The organism is Kitasatospora misakiensis (assembly GCF_042656005.1).
Taxonomy (GTDB): Bacteria; Actinomycetota; Actinomycetes; order Streptomycetales; family Streptomycetaceae; genus Kitasatospora; species Kitasatospora misakiensis.
In genome coordinates, this window is sequence record NZ_JBHSOF010000030.1 from 49,443 (window position 1) to 67,359 (window position 17,917).

Below are 17,917 nucleotides of genomic sequence, written 5' to 3' on the forward strand. Positions count from 1 at the left end.
TCAAGCCCGGGCCAGCCGGTCGTAGAGCGCGCCCAGGTCGGCGGCCACCCGGGCGATGTCGTAGTGGCCGACCGCGGGAGGGCGGGGCAGCGGGTCGGTGTCGTGGCCGTCGAGGCGGCGCAGGTCTCGGAGGTCGCGCAGCGCGCGCAGCGCGGCGGTGTAGGCGGCCGGCTCGGAGGGGATCCGGCGGGCCTGCGGGGCGGCGTCGGGCGGCAGTTCGTCCAGGGCCGGGCAGGCGCTGTGGCGCACCGGCAGGCCGGCCGCCAGCCCCTCCAGCACACCGAGGCCGAAGGTCTCCTCGGTGGAGGGGGCGGCGAGCACGTCCAGGGCGGTGAGCAGCTCGGGGACGTCGTCGCGTTCCCCGGTGAGCACCAGGCGGTCGCGGACGCCGAGTTCGGCGGCCCGCCGCTCCAGGGCGGCCCGTTCGGGGCCCTCCCCGACGAGGACCAGGCGGGTCGCGCCGTCCAGCTCGGCGAGCGCCTCCAGCAGGACGGCGAAGCGCTTGCCTGGCACCAGCCGGCCGACCCCGCCGATCACCCAGGCGCCCTGCGGCAGGCCGAGTTCGGCGCGCAGCCGGGCCCGGACCGCGGCCCGGTCGGCGGGTGGGCGGTGGTAGCGGGCGGCGTCGATGCCGTTCGGGATCAGCTCGACCCGGCCCGGCGGCACGCCCCAGGTGTGCAGGGTCTGGGCGACCTGCCGGGAGACCGCGACGGTGGTGGTGCCGAGGCGTTCGGCGGCCAGGTAGAGGCCCTTGACGCCGCGGGTGACCGGGCGGCCCTCGATCACCCCGGCGTGCAGCGAGTGCTCGGTGGCGACCACCGCCCGGACCCCGGCCAGCCGGGCGGCCAGCCGCCCGTACAGGCCGGCCCGGTAGAGGTGGGTGTGCACCAGGTCGTACCGGCCGGTCCGGACCAGGCGGGCCAGCCGGGGCAGCGCGCCGACGTCCCGGTTGCCGCGCATGCCGAGGTGGTGGACGGTGATGCCGTCGGCGCGCAGCGCGGCGGCCACCGTACCGGGGTTGGTGAGGGCGAGCACCTCGCACTGCTGGTGGGCCGGCAGGTGGCGGAGCAGCAGCTGGAGCTGCCGCTCGGCCCCGCCGGAGGCGAGTCCGGTGACGATGTGCAGGATCCTCACGGGACCCTCCGCAGGCGCCCGGCCCGGGCGGCGAGGCGGTGGCGGCGGAGTTCGGTGACGGTGTCGCGCAGGCGGTGCCGGCCGCGTTTGGCGCGCAGTCGCCAGGCGCCGTCGCGGTCGCCGACGTAGCAGCGCGGCAGCGCGTACCGGCCGGTGAGCGGGGAGTGCGCGATGGCGCAGGCGTAGTCGTAGCCGGCGTCCCGGACGGCCAGGGTGGCGGCCAGGTCGACGGCGCCGTACGGGTAGCAGAAGCCGGTGACCGGGCCGCCGACCACCTCCTCCAGGACCCGTCGGCTCTCCCTGGTCTGGTCGGCCAGCACCTCGGTGGGCAGGCCGGGCAGGGCCCGGTGGCCGAGGCCGTGCGAGCCGATCTCCCAGCCGGCGGCGGCGAGTTCGGTGACCTCCTGCACGGTGAGCAGGGTCTTCCGGGGGCCCTCGGTGTCCCAGTCGTTGGCGCGGCCGAGCAGGTCGGCGACCACGTAGGCGGTGGCGGTGAAGCCGTACGCCTGCAGAATCGGTACGGCGTGCCGGGCGAAGTCGGCGTAGCCGTCGTCGAAGGTGAGCCCGACCAGCCGGTCGGCCCGGCCGGCCGCCCGGGCCCGCATCAGCTCGCGCACCGAGACGCCGCGCCGCCCGCGGCGGTGCAGCCAGGCGATCTGCTCGGCGAACCGCTCGGGGCTGACGGTGAGCTGGTACGGGTCCTCCTGCTCGACGGCCACCGAGTGGTACATCAGGATCCACGGCGAGGTGGTCTCGGCGAGCGGGAGGTCGGCGAGCGGGCGCCGGCTCCTGGGCAGCCGGGCCGGTGTCCGGCGGCCGTCGCTCTGCGGCGCGTCGGTGCGCCGGCCGCCGGCCGCGGGCGCGGCGGGGCGGCGTACGCCCGACGGGACCGACCGGACGGTTCCCCGTTCAGCGTCCATGAGGAGGCTTCCCTTCATCGGCGACAGGTGACGGGCCGGGGACCGTTCCCAGGGCCCGGACGACGGCGCGGAGCGGACCGCGCACCTCTCGGGCACCGAGACCGGTGCCCAGGGCGGCGAAGGCCAGCGCGACGGTGAGGCCGCCGAGCAGGGTGGAGAACAGGGGGTCGGCGGTGAGGCCGGCCGCGGGTGTGCCGAGCGCGGCGGCGCCCGCCGCCGCGGCCAGCAGCCGGGCCTGGCCGCCGAGGACCCGCCGCGGCCGCAGCGGGATGCCGCGCAGGACCAGGCCGCGCAGCAGCAGCGCCGCGGTGGCGGTGATGCCGGCCGCGTTGCCGGCGGCCAGGCCGAGGGCGCCGAACCGGGGGGTGGCGAGCAGGCCGACGGCGACGGTGACGACCAGTCCGAGCGCCATGGCGCCGGCCGGGTACCAGTCGAGCAGCCGGCGCCCGCCGTCCTCGGGGCTCGGGTCGCCGACCCGGCGGACCACCGGACGCAGCGAGAAGTAGGGGCGGATCATCACGCCGATCAGCGCCTGGGCGAGCAGGCCGACGCTGTAGACCCGGATGACGGCGGCGGTGGCGGCGGTGTCCCGGGGGCCGAAGGCGCCGCGTTCGAAGAGCAGCGCGACCACCGAGGGGGCGCAGGCCATCAGGAAGGCGGTGCCGAGCAGCACGACGGCCGCCGCCTGGCCGAGGTCCTTCTCGACCCGGTCGCGGGCGGCCCTGAGGTCCCCGGCGGCGAGCGCCCGGGCGACCAGCGGGAAGGTGACGGTGCAGATCAGGATCCCGGCCGTCATGGCGAGCTGGGAGACCTTGGCCGCGTAGTTGAGGTGGGAGATGGTACCGGGCGGCAGCTCCGAGCCGAGGAACCGCTCGATGAAGACCTGGGCCTGGCGGGTCAGGGTGAACGCGCCGACCGGCAGCAGGGCCAGCGGGATCAGCACCAGCGCGTTGCGGGAGCGGCGGCCGCGGGCGGAGCGGGCGGGGCGGGCCCCGAGGGCGCGCAGGAAGGGGACGATCAGCAGGCCGGCCATCAGCAGACTGCCGAAGGCGACGCCGAGCGCGGCGGAGCGCACGCCCCAGAGCGCGTGGCAGGTGAGCAGGACGACCAGGATGCCGAGGTTGTAGGCGACGTAGATGCCGGCCGGGGCGGTGAACCGGTGGTGGGCGCGCAGCGCGGCGGCGAGGTAGCCGGCCACGCCGAACGGCAGCACGGTGAGCGCGGTGATCCGGGTGCAGGTGACGGCGAGGCCGGGGTCGGCGAGGCCGGGGGCGAGCAGGTCGACGAGCCGGGGCGCGCCGAGGGCGGCGCCCAGGGAGAGGGTGGTCAGGGCGAGCAGCAGCCAGGGCAGGGTGGCCCGGACCACCTGGCGGACCGGGTCGGGACCGTCCGGGCGCTCCTCGCGGAGCACCAGGGCGAGGGCGAAGGCGGGCACCATGAGGAAGGACATGGCGTCCTCGATGAGCAGCGGTGCGGCGGTCTCGGGGACGGTCCAGGCGACCAGGAAGGCGTCGGTGCCCTGGTTGGCGCCGAAGTAGCGGGCGAGCAGCAGGTCGCGGAGCAGGCCGAGGGCGGAGCCGGCGGCGCTGAGCACGGCGGTGACGCCGAAGGCCTTGGCGAGGAAGCCGCCGCGCCGGGCGGCGGCCGGCCCGGGCTCCGGCGGCGCGGGCCTGGGCTCGGGCACGGCGGTGGGCAGGACCGTCGGCTGATCCGTCGTCATGCGGTGGCCTCGCGGGGTCGGGCCGCGCGGGCGGCGAGGCCGAGGACGATCGAGGTCAGCACCGTGGTGGTGCCGCCGATGTCGGCGTAGAGGAAGTCGATCAGCACCCAGGTGAGCAGGGCGAGGGCGGCCAGGGCGGGGCCGCGGGCGTGCCGGAGGCAGCCGAGCAGCAGGCCGAGGAAGAGCAGGCCGTAGGCGACGATGCCGATCAGGCCCTGCTCGCTGAGCACCAGGAAGTACATGTTGTGCGGGGAGAGCAGCGGTTCGCGCTGGAAGCCGATGGTGGCGTCGGCGGCGTCGCTGCCGGAGGAGAGCCGCAGCGGGGCGTGGCTGTCGCGCAGCTGCTGGAAGGCCTTGGGGCCGGCGCCGGAGACCGGGTGGTCCTGCCAGATCCGCCCGGCGGTGGCCCACAGGTCGTAGCGGTCGGAGACCGACTGGTCGGGGGCGGCGGAGACGGAGCCGATCGAGCTCAGCCGGTCGGTGACGCCGGAGCCGCCGAGGCCGAGCCCGCCGACCAGGACGACGGCGGCGGCCGCGCCGAGGAGGCCGCCGCGGACGGCGAGCCGGGCGTCGGCGCGCAGCAGCAGGACGGTGGCGGCCGCGGCGGTGGCGATCCAGCTGCCGCGGCTGAAGGAGACGGCGAGCGGGAAGGCGAGGAAGGCCGCGGCGGCGAACAGGGCCCGGCGCAGCCGCGGGCTGCCCGGCGCGCCCCGCTCGCCGAGCGCCAGGGCGAGCGCGGCCAGCAGGCCGTAGGCGACGACGGTGGACATCGCCATGATGTCCAGCGCGCCGAAGGTGCCGACGGCCCGGATCGGGCGGCCGGTGTAGGAGGCGCCCGTCCCGGTGAGGAACTGGTGGACGCCGACCACGCCCTGGACGAGCGCGGCGGCCACGAAGGAGCCGAGCACGAGCCGCTGGTCGGTGCGGTCCCGCAGGGCGCACAGCACGGCGGCCGGGACGAGTACGAAGACCTGGGTGAGCCGGACGAAGCCGGTGAGGCTGGTCGCCGGGTCGATCGAGCCGACGGTGGCGACGGCGGCGGCGGCCACGATCGCGCCGAACCGCACGGCGTCGGCCCGGCCGATCGCGGGCGTGCGGCCGCGCAGCAGGTTGACGGCGGTGAGCCCGACCAGGGCGAGCGAGGCGAGGTCGGCGGCGGTGACGTGGACCGCGGCGGCGACGTCCTTCTCCCCGGTGGGGACGCAGACCAGCAGCACGGTGGCGGCGGCCAGCAGGCTGGGGCGCTCCTGGAGGACGCCGCCCGCACGCCGTAACAGCCGGGCGGGGTGCGGGGGTGCGGCGAGGGTCAGGGCCACGGCGTCGATCAGCTCCCGTCCGGGTGGAGCATGAGGACCGCGGTGCGGCACAGGATCTTGACGTCCTGCCAGAGGCTCCAGCTCTCGATGTAGCGGTTGTCGAAGCGGGCCCGGTCCTCGATCGAGGTGTCCCCGCGCAGGCCGTTGACCTGGGCGAGGCCGGTGAGGCCGACCGGGACGCGGTGGCGGTCCGCGTACTCGGGGTAGGCCTGGCTGAACCGCATGACGAAGTAGGGGCGCTCGGGGCGCGGGCCGACCAGGCTCATGTCGCCGCGCAGCACGTTCCACAGCTGGGGGAGCTCGTCGAGGGAGCTGCGGCGCATCAGCCGGCCGACGGCGCCCATCCGGTGGTCCTGGGAGATGTTCCAGCGGGTGGCGGACTCGTGCTCGTTGCTCGGCCGCAGGGTGCGGAACTTGAGGACGGTGAAGACCCGGCCGTCGAGGCCGGTGCGCTGCTGGCGGAAGAGCACGCCGGGGCCGGTGTCGAAGCGGACGGCGAGCGCGCAGAGGGCGAGCACGGGGGCGAGCAGCAGCAGGCCGATCGCGGCGGCGGTCACGTCGAGGGTCCGCTTGGCGACCCAGCCGGGGCGGCGCACCGCGGCGCGGCCGACCCGCAGGCAGGGGAAGCCCCAGAGGTGGTCGGCGCCGGCGAGCCGCCCGGCGCCGAGCGAGCCGTACTCCCGCAGGGCGGGCACCAGCCAGACCTGGCAGCCGAGCCGGGCGGCGTCGCGCAGGGCGGCCGCGGTCTCGGCCTCGTCGGCGGCTCCGGCGGTGGCGACCACGTGGTGGACGCGGTGGCGGCGGACCTCGCGTTCGAGGACCTCGCGGCCGCCGAGCACGGGCAGGTCGGTGTCGCCGGCGAGCAGCGGCGGGTCGGCGTCGAGGAAGCCGATGGGGCGCATCCCGTACTCGCGGCGCTCGTTGAGGGCGGCGGCGACCCGGCGGCCGAGCCGGCCGGCGCCGAGCACCAGGACGGGGCTGGGCCGGCTGCGCCGGAGCCGGCGGACCAGGTGGTAGAGCAGGGCGCGGCCGCAGACGGCGAGCAGCAGCTGGGTGCCGAGCAGGACGGTGAGCCGGGCCGGGGTGGCGGGGCCGGAGTCGGGCCAGTGGCCCTCCAGGCAGCCGGCCAGGGTGACGGCGAAGGCGGCGGCGACGAGCGCCCGCGCGGTGAGGGCGGGCAGCTCGTCGAGGACGGAGAGGGTGAGCCGGGTGCGGTAGAGGCCGCCGGCCAGGTTGAGCAGGATCAGCAGGGGCAGCAGGGCGGCCACGCCGAGCAGCGGCGCGACCCGGACGGCGGGGTCGAGGGCGCGGTTGGCGACCCCGGTGGCGGTGCAGAGGGCGACGGCATCGACGGCGGCCAGGGCCACGGGCAGCGCGAGCCGGGCGCGGACCGGGCGGCGGTGCCGGCGGGCCGGTGCGGCGCTGCGGGCCTGCGCCGAGCGCGCCGGGCGGTCGAGCAGCCCGGTGGCGGGGCGGTGTGGGCCGGACAGGGGTCGCCCGGGCCTTGGCACGCTGTCGTGGTCAATGGTCATCAGCGCACGAACTCCCCTGCTGTGTGCCCGGGGTGACGGCGTCCCCGCACCGGTTGGTCGGGGGCGGCCGTCCCGGCCCGGTGGGCGCGGTCCTGACAGCACCTGCTGCCGCTGGCGGCTTTCGATTTCCTCACGAATTTCCGGCGTGAAATCGAAACGAAGCAGGCAAAATCAGACATTACCGAACGCTGGCTTGAATGCTGGAAGTTGACTTGCCATTTCATTCCAGCCGCCCATTAATAGGTATTTCTGATTTGGCCCCTCGCCCACAACCGGTTGAGGGTGCGAATAGGACGGCGCCGGATCGGCGGGCCATTCACGGCATGTGAAACGATCAGATCCGCTGCGGGACACGGGCGCGGCGGCGCCCGGCCGCTGGACCGGCCCCCAGCAGGTCGCGGTAGAGCGCGTCCACCTGTTCGACCACCGAGCGAACATCATGGCGAGCCGCGGCGTGCTCGCGCAGGCGGGTGCCCCGTCGCTCGCACTCGATCGGATCGGACAGGGCCTCGGCCATTCGGGTGATGAGCGCGGACACGTCCTCGGACGGCACCAGGGCCGACCCGCGTTCGACCGGCGGCAGGCATTCGCGCGCGCCCGGCACGTCGGTCAGCAGCACCGGACGCCCCGAGGCCATCGCCTCCAGCGGGGCCAGCGCCATGCCCTCCCAGCGCGAGGGCAGCACCACCAGGTCGGCCGCGGCCAGCCACGGCCGCGGGTCCGCGACGTCCCCGACCAGCCGGATCCGGGACGGCTCGGCGGACTCCCGGACCGCCGCCGCCAGCCGGGCCTCGTCCGGGCCGCCGCCGACCAGGGCCAGCCGGGCCGCCGGCACCCGGCGCTGCACCTCGGGCCAGGCGGTGAGCAGCACGTCCTGCCCCTTCTGGCGGCAGAGCCGGCCCACGCAGACCGCGAGCGGGGCGTCCAGCTCCAGGCCGAGCGCGATCCGGGCGGCCCGGCGGTCGGCGGGCGCGAAGTGGCGCACGTCCACGCCGTTGGGCACCACCGCCCAGTCGGCGTGCAGGCCGGCCGCGACTCCGTCGGTCCGCTCCTGGACCGAGACGCAGAGCAGCCGGTGCGCCCAGCGGGTCGCGTACCGCTCCCAACGCAGGGTGGCGGCGTGCAGCGCGCCGTCCACCGCGGCGAAGGACCAGGCGTGCGGCTGGAAGACGGTCGGCACCGCGCCGCGGACGGCGAGCCGGCCGGCCAGTCCGGCCTTGGCGCTGTGCAGGTGGAGCATGTCGGGCGCGGCGGCCCGGACGATCCGGCGCAGCCGCCAGGCCTCGGCGGCGGTGGCGGGGCCGGGTGAGCGGCTAGCGGGCCAGTCCTGGACCAGCGCCCCGACGGCGGCGGCCTCCTCGGCCAGCCGGCCGCCGCGCGGACAGGCGACCAGCACCCGGTGGCCGGCCTCGCGCTGACCGCGGACCAGGTCGACCACGACGCGGGCCACTCCGCCGTCGACGGGTTGGGAAATGTGAAGGATCGTCATATGCACGGCGGCGAGCCTAGGGTGGCCGCACGGTGCTGCGGGGCCCTCGTCACCCGGAGGTGGCGGGGGGTCCACCCGTACGGCGCGCCGCTCGCACGGGTGGGCGAACTCCTCGAATCCCTGGACGAGTCGACGGGCGGTCCGGAGCGCGCCCGCGGGGCCGGCCGGAGCCGGCCCCGGGAGGCGTCAGTGGACCTCGGCGGCCAGGTTGGCGAGCACCTGGTCGTGGATCCGGTTCAGGCCCTTGGGCGCGAAGGTCCGCTCGAAGAAGCCGCCGATGCCGGTCGCCCCCTGCCAGGCGGCCGTGACGGTGACCTTGGTCCGGCCCTCGCCGGCCGCCGCGACGGTCCAGGTGATCACCATGCTGGAGTTGGCGTCCTTCTCCACCAGCTGGTCGGGCCGCGGCGCCGAGACGGTGAAGAGGCAGTCGCGGATCCGCTTCTCGGTGGCCTGGAGCTTCCAGTGCACCTGGGTGCCCGCGCCGGTGCCGCCGACCCGGACCTCGTACTCGCTGTACTGCTCCGGCAGCAGCTTGGGGCGGATCACCTGGTAGTCGGCCAGGGCCTCGTACACCCGCTCCGGGGCCGCGTCGTAGACCCGCTCGGTGGTGGCCTGCACCTGTCCCATGGTCGTGCTCTCCTTGTCCGGTCGTCCGGCACCGGTTCGGTCCGGGGGTAGTCGGGGGTACTCACCGACAAGCCAACCACAGCACCCCGCCCACGCCCGGCGGCGCCCTCCGCTCCGGCGCGGGCAGGGCTTAGGCTGACGGATGTGCTCGAACAGGTGACAGCAGTGCGCTACGTCGACCCGCTGCGGGCCGGCGGTTCCGTCCCCGGCGTGGTGGAGACCGACGACCTGGGCACCTACGTGGTGAAGTTCGCCGGTGCCGCCCAGGGCCGGAAGGCGCTGGTGGCCGAGGTGATCGTCGGTGAGCTGGCCCGGCGGCTCGGTCTGCCGGTGCCGGAGCTGCGGCTGGTGGACTTCGACCCGGCGGTGGCCGCGCACGAGCCGGACCACGAGGTCCAGGACATCCTGCGGGCCAGCCACGGGCTCAACCTCGGTATGGACCTGCTGCCGGGCGCCCGCGACTTCCGGCCCGGCATGATCGACGTCGGGCCGGTCGAGGCCGGCCGGGTGGTGTGGCTGGACGCGCTGACCGGCAACGTCGACCGGACGGTGCACAACCCCAACCTGATGGTCTGGCACGGCGGGCTCTGGCTGATCGACAACGGCGCCGCGCTGATCTTCCACCACCGCTGGTCCGCGGCCGGGGCGGCGGTCGGCAAGCGGTACGACCTCAGCGCGCACGCCCTCGGCGGGTACGGCCCGGACGTCCGGGCGGCCGACGAGGAGCTCGGGCCGCTGGTCACCGTCGGGCTGCTGGAGCAGGTGGTGGCGCTGGTGCCGGACGCCTGGCTGGCCGACGAGCCGGGGTTCGACTCGGTCGAGGAGCTGCGCCGGGCCTATGTGCACCACCTGGCCGCGCGGGCGGCGCGCTCCGCCGAGTGGCTGCCGGACGGGTTCCCGACCCCCGAGCAGCTGCACGAGGCGGAGCGGCAGCGGGCCGAGCGGACCAGGGCGGGGCGGCCGGCCTGGCTGCGGGAGGTGCCGGACCTGAGCGGCAAGCCGTCGGTCGAGACGGTCTGGGAGCAGCACGTCGACTGATCCTCCGACACCCCGCACAGGACGCCGGACACGCGAAACGGGGGCGGGACTCGCGTCCCGCCCCCGTCGGTGGTTCAGGGGTTCAACCGGTCAGCCGTGGCTCACCGCCACCACTGGACCGCCTTCTCGGCGTTGATGATGCCCGCGCCGTAGAAGCCGTTGTCGTCCACGCCGCCCTCGCAGGTGGCCGCCCACTCGCCGGTGCCGCCCGGGTTGTACGGGCCCGCCGGGCAGGCGTGCGACTCGGCCTGGTTGGTCAGCAGCTCGGTCAGCTCCTCGGGGCTGGCCCACGGGAAGGTGCTGGCGAGCAGGGCGAGCACGCCGGCGGCGTGCGGCGAGGCCATCGAGGTGCCCTGCATGTAGCCGTACTGGCCGCCCGGGATGGTGGACAGCACACGGCCGTTCTTGTCCGGGGTGTCCGGGATCTGGTAGCGGCGGTCGCCACCGGGGGCGGCCACGGTGACCTTGTTCTTGCCGTAGCTGGAGTAGTACGACTTGTCGCCGTTGACACCCACGGAGGAGACCGAGACGACGCCGTCCAGCTCGGTCGGCAGGTTCAGGCAGTCCTGGGTGATCGGGCGCTCGACCGGCGTGGTGTCGTCCGGGCTGGCGACGTCCTTGGTCTTGTGGGCCAGGTCGATGTTCTCGTTGCCGGCCGCGGCGACGTTGAGGACGCCCTTGCGCTGCGAGAACTCGACGGCGCGGCGGACGGCGGTGGTGATCGCCGCCTGGTCCGCGTCGTTCTGGCAGTTGAACATCCACGGGTCGACGAAGTAGCTGTTGTTCGTGACCTTGAACTTGTGCTCACCGGCCCAGACGAAGCCGCAGATGGCGTACTCCGGGTAGATGAAGCCGCCGTCGTCGACGACCTTCACCGCGGCGAGCTTGACGTTCGGGGCGATGCCCTCGATGCCCTTGCCGTTCTTGGCGGCGGCGATGGTGCCGGCCACGTGGGTGCCGTGGGCGCCGTCGACACCCGGCTGCCAGGCGTCCCAGGCGGTGTTCGGCTTGCCGCCGTCGATGCAGGAGACCGACTGCGAGGCGTCGATGTTGGCGGCGAGGTCCTCGTGCTTGCCGTCGATGCCGGAGTCCAGCACGCCGACGGTGACCTTGTTGCTGCCGAGGGACAGCTTGTGGGCCTTGTCCACGCCGATCTGACGCATGTCCCACTGGTTGGCCCAGTAGGGCTCCTCGCCGGCGGCGGGGGCGGCGGTCGGGGCGGCGGCGACCTCGGCGACCTTGTCCTCGGAGGCGGTGATGCCCTTGGTGCGGCTCGCACCGACGGACTCGACACCCTTGGCCTTGCGCAGCTTGGCGGCGAACTGGGTGTCGGTCGAGCGGGCGATCACCACGCCGATCTGCTCGTAGGAGTAGACCACGGTGCCGCCGAGGGCCTTGACCGCGGTCTCGACCTTCTGCACCTGGCCGTGGTTGGCCTTGGTGTTGACGACGTAGCTGAGCAGCGGACCGGTGGTCGTCTCCGCCCCGGCGGCGAAGGCGGTGCCGGCCGGCAGCGCGAGGGCGCCGGCGGTGGCGAGGACAACGCCCACCGCCGCGATCCGGGTCCGGCGGATCCGAGGAACACTCATAGGGGTTGGCCCTCCCGAGTCGTCATGCGGGCAGCTGCGGTTGGCAGGTGCACCTGGAATGATCGGGACGCTAGTGAACAAGTGTTGCAATCCGCAAGAGGTAGTCATCCAATCGTCACAAGTCGTCCACCGCCGGAAGGTGTGATTCCGGTTCTGCTGGGCAAGGGCGGGCGGCGGACGACCGGATGGGCGACCGGACGAGTACAGACCCCTCCTGGCGGGCGATCCTAGTCAGCGCGGCCGACGGGGGGACAGGCATCCACGCGGCCGAAAGCGGCCACTGGCGGATGGCCGCCAAGCCGCCGCGCCGGGTACTCAGAGCGCGTACAGTCGACGGGCGTTGTCGGCCGCCACCGCGCGGGCCAGCCGCTCGGCGTCGGCCGCGGTGCAGGCGCCGTCGGCGCGCCAGCCGTCCAGCAGGGTGCCCAGGCCGTGGCGGAACTGCGCCGCGCCGACCAGGTACAGCTCCGGCAGCCCGTAGGCGTCGGTGGAGAACAGCACCTTGCCGAACGGCGCCAGCTCCAGCATCTCGCCGAGCACCGCCGCCGCCCGGGGGCCGACGTAGGAGGTCGTCAGCCCGAGGTCGGTGTAGACCAGCGGGAAGGCCTGGGCCAGCCAGGCGGCCTGCCGGTGGTACGGGTAACCGTGCAGCAGCACCAGCGGGACGGCGTACGGCTCGGCGGCGCGCACGAAGTCGGCCAGCAGTGACGGGTCGGCCCGGTGCAGGGTGACGTCGGGATCGCCGAAGCCGGTGTGCAGTTGGAGCGGCAGGCGCAGCTCGGCGCAGACCTCCAGCGCGCCGTGGAGCAGCTCGTGCAGCAGGACGGGGTCGGTCAGCCGGCCGCCCCCGGCGCGCTGCCAGGCGGTGGCGGCGGCCGTCACCGCGGCCGGGGACGGGCGCTCCGCGGGCACCGCGAGGCCGGCCCGGTAGGCCACCACCGACTTGACCGCGACGGCGCCGGCGGCCGCGGCGGCCAGGGCCTCGCGCGCCGCCCGCGCCCACTGCCCGGGCGGATCGGTGACGGCCTCGGCGAGCGGCTCCAGCCGGACCACCTCGCGCACCCGGGCGCCGGACGCCTCGGCGAACTCGCCGAGCGGCAGCAGCGGACGGCCGGCGGCGGTGGCCAGTCCGGTGTCCACCAGGCAGGTGTCCAGCCCGGCGGCGGCCAGCAGCCGGCGGGCGGCCTCCCGTGCGCCGAGCTTGCGCCGCCGGGCCAGGTAATCCTCGGCGGAGGCGTGCGCGGGCAGCCCCAGCGCGGGCGGGCACCAGCGGCGGACGGCGAGGCCGAGCGCGCTGTCGAACGGCGAGGTGCCGGGCGCGGGCGGGCGGTCGGACTCGGTGAGCAGCCCCGCCAGGGCGTCGTCGGGGAGGTCGGCCGTCAGCACGCTGTGGCAGTGGTGGTCGACCAGCGCGGGGACGTCCAGCGGCGGCACCGGTCAGTACCGCCAGCGGGTGGCGGCGGCCAGCCGCTCGGGGGTGGCGTCGGCGTACTGCTCGGCCTCGGCCTGCCGGACGGCCAGCACCGCCTCGAAGAGCGGCTCGCCGAGCGCCTCGCGGAGCACGGCGGAGCCCCGGTAGGCGGCGAGCGCTTCTTCCGGGCCGGCCGGCAGCCGGGGGACGGTGCCGGGCTCGGCCTGTGCCGGGTCCCCGGTGAACTCCGGGGGCAGCGCGAGCCGCTGGTCCCGCCCGGCGAGGCCGGCGGCGATCACCGCGCCGACCGCCAGATAGGGGTTGGCGGTGGCGTCGAAGCACTTGATCTCGGCGTTGGCCGCCGAGGACCGCTCGCCGGTGGAGCCGGTGACCAGGCGGAGCGCGGCCTCCCGGTTCTCCAGGCCCCAGCACTGGTAGGCGCCGGCCCAGTGCGAGGGGACCAGCCGCAGATAGCCGACCGGGCTGGAGCAGCCGAGCACCAGCAGCTCGGGCAGCGCGCCGAGCACCCCGGCCAGGAAGCCCTCGGCCTCGGCGGTCAGCCCGTGCGGGCCGGGGCCGCCGTGTGCGAGGTTGTGCCCCTCGCGCCAGAGGCTGAGGTGGAGGTGGCCGCCATTGCCGACCGAGCCGGCCTCGACCACCGGGGCGAAGGAGGCCCGCAGGCCGTGCCGCGCGGAGACGGCGCGGACGGTGTGCCGGACCAGCACCGAGGTGTCGGCGGCCTCGACCGGGCCCTCCGGGGCGACCGAGACCTCGAACTGGCCGGCCGCGTACTCGGGGTGGATCTGGAGCACGGTCAGGCCCTGCTCGCCGAGGGCGCGGAGCACGTCGCGCAGGTAGTCGGAGAGGTCGGTGAGCCGCTGCATGCCGTAGGCCGGGCCGGCGGTCGGGTACCGGGGCTCCTCCTGGGCCGGGCCGGCCAGCGCGACCACCCACTCGATCTCGATGCCGGCCCTGAGGGCCAGCCCGCGCTCGGCGGCGGCCGCGACCATCCGGCGGGCGAAGAGCCGCTGGCACCCCGGGTGCGGGGCGCCGCCCTGGGTGTAGCGGTCCCCCGGGGCCCAGGCCCAACCGGGCTGGGCGGCCAGCGGCACGATCCGCTCGACGTCCGGGTAGAGCCGGAGGTCGCCGGTGGGGCCGCCGATCAGCCGGCTGGTGACGATGGTGTCGTCGGCGAGGAAGACGTCGAAGCAGGGGGCCGCGCCGACGCCCCACTGCGCCGCGTGCACCAGGCCGGCGAGCGGCACGGCCTTGACCCGGGCGATGCCGGCGTTGTCCACCCAGGTGACGGCGACCGCCTCGATGTCGTGGGCGCGCAGCCGCTCGACGGCGGCCTGCGCGCGCTGGCCGCGCTCGGCCCGGTCCGCGCGCGGCGGCAGCGCGACGCCGCCGGGGGCGGGGTCGGGCGCGGCTGTGGACGCCGCCGCGGCGGAGGGCTCGGCGGAGGGCTCGGGACGACCCGGGGCGACGGTTCCGGTGCTCATGCCCCCATGCTTCCCCGCCCCGCGGGGGCGGGGAACTCCCCTATCGAGTGGTCCGAACGGACGTCCGTCCACCCTGTCACCCGTACGAGTGCACACCTCGAAATCGACGGACGGACGGCGCGTGGACGCCCCGGGACCGGCGCGCGGCCGGCCTCGGGCGATCACCCCGCGCGCGAGCAGCGGGAATCCGCCCTCCCACCCCCTTCCTACCGATGGGTAACTTCGCTACAGTGTCGGCACACACCACCGCCGGGCTTCGGGAGCCGCACCGGCGGGGGCGTCGTCCGTCGCGCCGGAACCGCGCGGAGCGGACGACGCGCGACGGTGCGTTCGTTCACCGGTCGGTGCCGCGGATCGCGGCCGGGGCCGGCTTTCTCTCCTCTGTGTTCAGAGCCGCTTCCTTCACATCGAGCGCCTGAGTACCACGGCACACCCGCAGCACCGCCGGAGCGGACCGGCGGCTGCGCGGTGGCCGCAACCGTCATCCCCCTGCCCCGCGCGCGAACCCTCCTCCGGGGGCGCGCCCTCCGGAGCGCGCGCGGGCTTTCCATGACAAGGAGTCAGGACAGATGGAGCGTCCCTTCCCCACGGTCGCCGTGGTCGGACTCGGCACGATGGGTGCCGGCGTCGCCGTCGCGGTCGCCCGGAGCGGCCGCCGGGTGATCGGCATCGAGGCCGACGCGGGCTCGGCCGCCCGGGCGCTGGCCCGGATCGAGGAGGCGACCGCGCACGCGGTCGCCCGGGAGCGGCTGACCGCCGAGGAGCGGGCCGGGCTGCTGGCCCGGCTCACCGTCGGCCACGCGCTGGAGGCGGCCGCCGAGGCCGACCTGGTGATCGAGGAGGTCCCCGAGCAACTGGAGCTGAAGCGGCGGGTCTTCGCCGAGCTGGACCGGATCTGCCCGGCCTCCACGGTGCTGGCCACCGGCACCACCGCGCTCTCGGTGACCCGGATCGCCGCCGCCACCGCCCGCCCGGACCGGGTGCTCGGCCTGCACTTCTTCAACCCGGTGCACACCATGAAGCTGGTCGAGGTGGTGCGCACCGTGCTCACCGCCCCGCAGGTCGCCGAGGACGCCGCGGCGTTCGCCCGGGACCTCGGCAAGGAGCCGGTGGCGGCCGGCGACCGGGCGGGCTTCGTGGTCAACGGCCTGCTCTTCGCGTACCTCAACCAGGCCGCCGCGATGTACGAGTCCAAGTACGCCACCCGGGAGGACATCGACGCCGCGATGCGGCTCGGCTGCGGCCTGCCGATGGGCCCGCTGGCGCTGCTCGACCTGATCGGCGTGGACACCGCCAGGACCGTCCTGGAGGCGATGTACGAGCAGTCCCGGGACCGGCTGCACGCGCCCGCGCCGATCCTCGGCCAGCTGGTCGCGGCCGGGCTGCTGGGCCGCAAGACCGGCCGCGGCTTCTACACCTACGAGGCGCCCGGCTCCTCCCGGGTGGTCGAGGCCGCCGCCGGCGCGGCGAAGTCCGCCGCGCCCGGCCGGGAGGTGCGCAGCATCGGCGTCTGCGGCTCGGGCACCATGGCCACCGGCATCGTCGAGGTGTTCGTCAAGGCCGGGTACCCGGTGCTGCTGGCCGCCCGCAGCCTGGAGAAGGCGGAGCGGGCCAAGGAGCGGCTGGCGAAGTCGCTGGAGCGCTCGGTGGCCAAGGGGCGGCTGACCGCGCGGCAGCGGGACGCCGCGCTGGGCCTGGTCACGCCGGTCGGGCAGTACGGCGAGCTGGCCGAGGTGGACCTGGTGGTCGAGGCGGTCGCCGAGGACCTCGCGGTCAAGCGCGAGCTGTTCGCCACCCTGGACGCGATCGTCAGGCCGGGCGCGGTGCTGGCCACCACCACCTCCTCGCTGCCGGTGGTCAGCTGCGCCTCGGCCACCCGGCGGCCGCAGGACGTGGTCGGCATGCACTTCTTCAACCCGGCGCCGGCGATGCGGCTGGTCGAGGTGGTCTCCACGGTGCTGACCGCGCCGGACGTCACGGCCACCGTGCTGGAGCTGTGCGCCAAGGTGCGCAAGCACCCGGTGGAGTGCGGGGACCGGGCCGGGTTCATCGTCAACGCGCTGCTCTTCCCCTATCTGAACGACGCGGTGCGGATGCTCCAGGAGCACTACGCGACGGTGGACGACATCGACACCGCGATGAAGCTCGGCTGCGGCTACCCGATGGGTCCGTTCGAGCTGCTGGACGTGGTCGGCCTGGACGTCTCGCTCACCATCGAGCGGGTGCTGCACCAGGAGTTCCGCGAGCCGGGCCTGGCCGCGGCGCCGCTGCTGGAGCACCTGGTGGCGGCCGGCTGCCTGGGCCGCAAGACCGGCCGCGGCTTCCGCGACCACGCGCGCCGATGACGACCCCGCCGTCCTACGGGGGACAGCCCGGCCGGCCGCCGTTCCGCCCGGAGCGGCCCGGCTGGGGGGCGGGCGCGGTGTCCGCGCACTGGCCCAGACCGGCGGTCGGCGGGCCGGTCGCCCCGGTACGCCGGGGAAGGCCCGCTGTTCCGGCGCCCGGGACGTGTAGCGTTCCGGGCATGGATCGGGTTCAGTCAGTCTCCCCGCAGCAATCCGCCCCCGCGCGCGACGGCCGGTCGGCCGGGGCGGGCCCGGACGGGAGCCAGAGCGGTCGCCGGGCGGCGGCGCAGCGTCAGCAGATGCGCCAGGACCTGGCCACCGCCGCGATGGAGCTGTTCGCCTCGCAGGGCTACGAGGAGACCACGGTCGACCAGATCGCCGCGGCCGCCGGTGTGGCCCGGCGGACCTTCTTCCGGTACTTCCGGTCCAAGGAGGAGGCGATCTTCCCGGACCACGACGACACCCTGGTCCGGGTGGCCGACCTGCTGGCCAGCGCCGAGTCCGAGGAGCACCCGCTGGACGTGGTCTGCCGGGGCATCAAGGAGGTGCTGCGGATGTACGCCTCCACGCCCGGGGTCTCGGTGGCGCGGTACCAGCTGATCCGTCAGGTGCCGGCGCTGCGCGAGCGGGAGATCGCCGTGGTGGCCCGGTACGAGCGGCTGTTCACCCGCTACCTGCTGGGCCGGTTCGACACGGCCGGGGAGATCCCCTCGGGCTGGCAGCGCGGCGGCGAGGACGACTCGATGCTGGCCGAGGTGTCGGCGGCGGCCGTGGTCGCGGCCCACAACCACGTGCTGCGGCGCTGGCTGCGGGCGGGCGGTCGGGGCGACGTGGAGGCGCAGCTGGACCACTCCTTCGAGGTGATCCGGCGGACCTTCTGGGCGTCCAGCGAGCCGGGTGCGCGGCGGCGCGGTGCCCTGGTGGCACCCGGTGCCAATGGTGCGGAGGCGGAGGCCGCGGCGACCGGCGCACTGAGTGCCACCCGCGGAGGTGAGGTGCTCATCACAGTCGCCCGGACGGACGCTCCGCTGGACGTGGTGGTGGATGCCGTGCGGGCCGCCCTGGAGGGCGCCAAGCTGGCCTGACCGCAGGCGTTTTCGCAGGTCGTAGTGGGTTTTCGGGCCCGTGCCGAAGTGTCGGCACGGGCCCTTTCCATGCCCGTCGCGGGCCCTCCGGAGGTGGCCGCGAGGCGACGGAATTGATGGCACCCCGTGTCTTTACGAGTGGCACAGGGTGCCATTACCTTGTTACCCACCAGTCGCGGCGCCGCGGCTCCCCACCTCGGCGCGCCGTC

The 17,917-nt window shown here is 75.4% G+C and carries 13 protein-coding genes; 3 read left to right on the plus strand and 10 right to left on the minus strand.

From position 1 onward, the window contains the following. From ACFP3U_RS22115 to ACFP3U_RS22145, 7 genes are all read right to left on the minus strand, one after another. The gene (locus tag ACFP3U_RS22115; protein WP_380227335.1) at positions 1–1,134 is read right to left on the minus strand and encodes a glycosyltransferase; all 1,134 of its coding nucleotides are present in this window, start codon (positions 1,132–1,134) and stop codon (positions 1–3) included. After that, the gene (locus ACFP3U_RS22120; protein ID WP_380227336.1) at positions 1,131–2,054 is read right to left on the minus strand and encodes a polysaccharide deacetylase family protein; all 924 of its coding nucleotides are present in this window, start codon (positions 2,052–2,054) and stop codon (positions 1,131–1,133) included. Before ACFP3U_RS22120 ends, ACFP3U_RS22115 begins: the two co-directional genes overlap by 4 nt. Next, entirely contained in the window at positions 2,044–3,774 is a 1,731-nt protein-coding gene (locus tag ACFP3U_RS22125) for a lipid II flippase MurJ (protein ID WP_380227337.1), read from the minus strand. The genes ACFP3U_RS22120 and ACFP3U_RS22125 overlap by 11 nt, the downstream gene beginning before the upstream one ends. Continuing rightward, on the minus strand, positions 3,771–5,090 hold the full coding sequence (locus ACFP3U_RS22130; protein WP_380227338.1) for an O-antigen ligase family protein: 1,320 nt from the start codon (positions 5,088–5,090) through the stop codon (positions 3,771–3,773). Before ACFP3U_RS22130 ends, ACFP3U_RS22125 begins: the two co-directional genes overlap by 4 nt. A gap of 8 nt (positions 5,091–5,098) precedes the next feature. Continuing rightward, a complete protein-coding gene (locus ACFP3U_RS22135; RefSeq protein ID WP_380227339.1) occupies positions 5,099–6,622 on the minus strand; it encodes an exopolysaccharide biosynthesis polyprenyl glycosylphosphotransferase in 1,524 nt (507 codons plus the stop codon). 334 nt (positions 6,623–6,956) lie between these two features. Further along, positions 6,957–8,111, minus strand: coding sequence for a glycosyltransferase (locus ACFP3U_RS22140; protein ID WP_380227340.1), 1,155 nt, complete (start codon positions 8,109–8,111; stop codon positions 6,957–6,959). A 186-nt stretch (positions 8,112–8,297) separates the two neighbouring features. Continuing rightward, entirely contained in the window at positions 8,298–8,738 is a 441-nt protein-coding gene (locus tag ACFP3U_RS22145; protein ID WP_380227341.1) for an SRPBCC family protein, read from the minus strand. Between the two features lie 144 nt (positions 8,739–8,882). On the opposite strand from ACFP3U_RS22145, the gene ACFP3U_RS22150 reads away from it, so the two are divergent. Further along, positions 8,883–9,776: a HipA family kinase gene (locus ACFP3U_RS22150; protein WP_380227342.1), complete on the plus strand. Its 894-nt coding sequence runs from the start codon at positions 8,883–8,885 to the stop codon at positions 9,774–9,776. Between the two features lie 101 nt (positions 9,777–9,877). Here ACFP3U_RS22150 and ACFP3U_RS22155 read toward each other — a convergent pair whose 3' ends face one another. The 3 genes from ACFP3U_RS22155 to ACFP3U_RS22165 all read right to left on the minus strand — a co-directional run bounded on the left by ACFP3U_RS22155 (position 9,878) and on the right by ACFP3U_RS22165 (position 14,278). Further along, complete coding sequence (locus ACFP3U_RS22155; protein ID WP_380227344.1) at positions 9,878–11,365, minus strand: S8 family peptidase; 1,488 nt, start codon at positions 11,363–11,365, stop codon at positions 9,878–9,880. A gap of 315 nt (positions 11,366–11,680) precedes the next feature. After that, a complete protein-coding gene (locus tag ACFP3U_RS22160) occupies positions 11,681–12,799 on the minus strand; it encodes an amidohydrolase family protein (RefSeq protein WP_380227345.1) in 1,119 nt (372 codons plus the stop codon). Between the two features lie 3 nt (positions 12,800–12,802). Next, the gene (locus ACFP3U_RS22165; RefSeq protein ID WP_380227347.1) at positions 12,803–14,278 is read right to left on the minus strand and encodes a type I glutamate--ammonia ligase; all 1,476 of its coding nucleotides are present in this window, start codon (positions 14,276–14,278) and stop codon (positions 12,803–12,805) included. 569 nt (positions 14,279–14,847) lie between these two features. On the opposite strand from ACFP3U_RS22165, the gene ACFP3U_RS22170 reads away from it, so the two are divergent. Both ACFP3U_RS22170 and ACFP3U_RS22175 read left to right on the plus strand, forming a co-directional pair. After that, entirely contained in the window at positions 14,848–16,623 is a 1,776-nt protein-coding gene (locus ACFP3U_RS22170; RefSeq protein WP_380227348.1) for a 3-hydroxyacyl-CoA dehydrogenase family protein, read from the plus strand. A gap of 179 nt (positions 16,624–16,802) precedes the next feature. Further along, entirely contained in the window at positions 16,803–17,708 is a 906-nt protein-coding gene (locus ACFP3U_RS22175; RefSeq protein ID WP_380227349.1) for a TetR family transcriptional regulator, read from the plus strand. Positions 17,709–17,917: the final 209 nt, after the last annotated feature.